The 2,112-nt window shown below is 69.3% G+C and carries 2 protein-coding genes; both read right to left on the bottom strand.

The window, feature by feature from the left end; translation table 11 throughout:
- Nucleotides 1-159 precede the first annotated feature (159 nt).
- Nucleotides 160-630: an FKBP-type peptidyl-prolyl cis-trans isomerase gene (locus ACOQFS_RS21040; protein ID WP_421564758.1), complete on the bottom strand. Its 471-nt coding sequence runs from the start codon at nt 628-630 to the stop codon at nt 160-162.
- Between the two features lie 205 nt (nt 631-835).
- Entirely contained in the window at nt 836-1,906 is a 1,071-nt protein-coding gene (locus tag ACOQFS_RS21035) for a pirin family protein (protein WP_421564757.1), read from the bottom strand.
- Nucleotides 1,907-2,112: the final 206 nt, after the last annotated feature.

The raw sequence follows: 2,112 nt of genomic DNA, 5'->3' as shown, positions 1-2,112 counted from the left end.
CTATGGCGAGCATTTGCAACACAGCAGACCGCCCAAAACAGGGATGCGCGGCGCGCGAGAGACTTGTTCAGCGTTGCCCTAATCCATTGCCCATGGCGCAGCGCATGGCACGGGCGCGTTCCAGGCGGGGGCGCCGCAAAGCGGCTCAGGGCGTTGTGCTCAATGGTGGTGGCCGTGCGCGCCATGCACGTGGCGGTGCGCAATCTCTTCGGCGCTGGCCGCGCGCACGCCCGTCACCTTGCAGCTGAAGACCAGTTCCTGGCCCGCCAACGGGTGGTTGCCGTCCAGGTGCACTTCGGGGCCCTTGATCTTGACCACGTTGAAGACGGCGGGCTGGCCGTCGTTGCCCACGCCCTGCAGCTGGCCGCCCACCTTCACGCCGGGCGGGAACTCGCTCTTGGGGATGGTGCGCACCAGGCTTTCATCGCGCGCGCCGAAGGCGTCTTCCACCGCCAGCTGCAGCGTGGTGCTGTGGCCGGCAGCCTGGCCTTCCAGCGCGGCCTCGACCTTGGGAAAGATGTTGTCGTAGCCGCCGTGCAGGTAGGCCAGCGTGCCGGAGTCCAGGGGCTTGCCCTGGGGCGTGGTGAGCTTGTAGGTGAGGGTGACGGCGGTGTCTTTGGCGATGTTCATGGTGTTGGGGGGTCGGGGCCTGCGAGGCCGAAGACGCAGGGACGCCTTCTGCCGCGCAGGCGGGTGGAATCGGGACCGGCCATTGTCCACGACCCGCACAGCCCCTGCGCCGCCAGGAGCCCGCGCGGTGGATGGCATCGAAGCGAAACGCGCGAAAACCCCGTGCGTTGCAGGCGACGCTCCTTCTGCCGCGCAGACTCCGAGGCTAAGGGGCGGCGGCCGCCTCGCCCGGCCGCTCTTCCTCGGCCTGGCCGGGGTAGCGTGCAAACCGGCGTGGCTCGGCGCCATGCACCGGGTCCTGCTGCGGCCAGGGCCAGCCGCCAAACTGGGTGCGGCGGTAGTCGTTCATGGCCTGCATGATCTCGGCCTGCGTGTTCATCACGAACGGGCCATATTGCGCCACCGGCTCGCCGATGGGGCGGCCTTGCAGCACCAGGCATTCCACGGCCGTGGTGCCGGTGTTGGCCAGCGTCCAGTCCTGGCCTGCCACCACCTCCAGCGCGGCGTGCTGCCCCACCTCCTGCGGACCCACGCGCAGGCGGTCGCCCACAAAGAAGTAGAGCATGCGGCGTGTGCCCGCGCCCTGCGCAGCGGGCAGCGTCCAGTCGGCGCCGGGCTCCAGGTGCAGGGTCCAGATGGCCACGTCGCCCTCGGGCTGTGCAGCCCAGGATTCGGGCGGCGGGGCCAGCGGTGCGGCCGCGCCGGGCAGCGCACCGGCCACCACCGTCACCGTGGTCTTGCGGCCTGCGGCGTCGGTGTGCACCCGGCGCGGAATGCGCTCGTTCCACAGCATGGTGAAGTGCGGCTCCACCATCTTGTGGCGTGCGGGCAGGTTCAGCCAGATCTGGAACAGCTCCAGCGGATTGGGCTCGGTGGCGTTGAGCAGCGGAAACATCTCGGAGTGCACGATGCCCTTGCCCGCCGTCACCCATTGCACGTCGCCGCCGCCAAAGCGCGCGGCCGCGCCCAGCGAGTCGGAATGGTCGATCAGGCCCTTGCGCACCAGCGTCACGGTTTCAAAGCCGCGGTGCGGGTGGCCCGGAAAGCCGGGCACCGGGTCGCCGTGGTACATGCTCCAGCCGTCCTTGCGGCTGAAGTCGCTGCCGATCTGGCGGTCGTCGATGGGCACGGCGGGGGCAAAGGCGCCATTGCCGGCGGGGTAGGCGTCGTCGTGGTGGGCGCAGAACAGGAAGGGGTCCATCGTGGGCCACAGCGGGCCCAGGGCCTGGGCTTGCACGATGGGCTGCACAGCGGCGGCAGTAGCGGGTGTCGACATCAGGGGCTCCTTGTCTTTTCTGGCGCCGCCAGCCATCGGGCGGCGCACCTGTCGAAGATAAGGGCTCTGGCGCCGCGCAGAAGTGCGCTGCGCAGGACAGTGCGGTGCACTGCGCAGGACGGTGGAACGGGCCGCGCAGCCCGTGTCGCCGTAAATTTTGAGTCAAATGAGGCTCAAGCGCTTATCCATCAAGCGCTGACAGCTAT

It is taken from the genome of Paracidovorax sp. MALMAid1276, assembly GCF_049198005.1.
In the GTDB taxonomy this organism is placed as follows: Bacteria; Pseudomonadota; Gammaproteobacteria; order Burkholderiales; family Burkholderiaceae_C; genus Acidovorax.
This window is presented reverse-complemented; position numbering and strand designations above follow the sequence as displayed.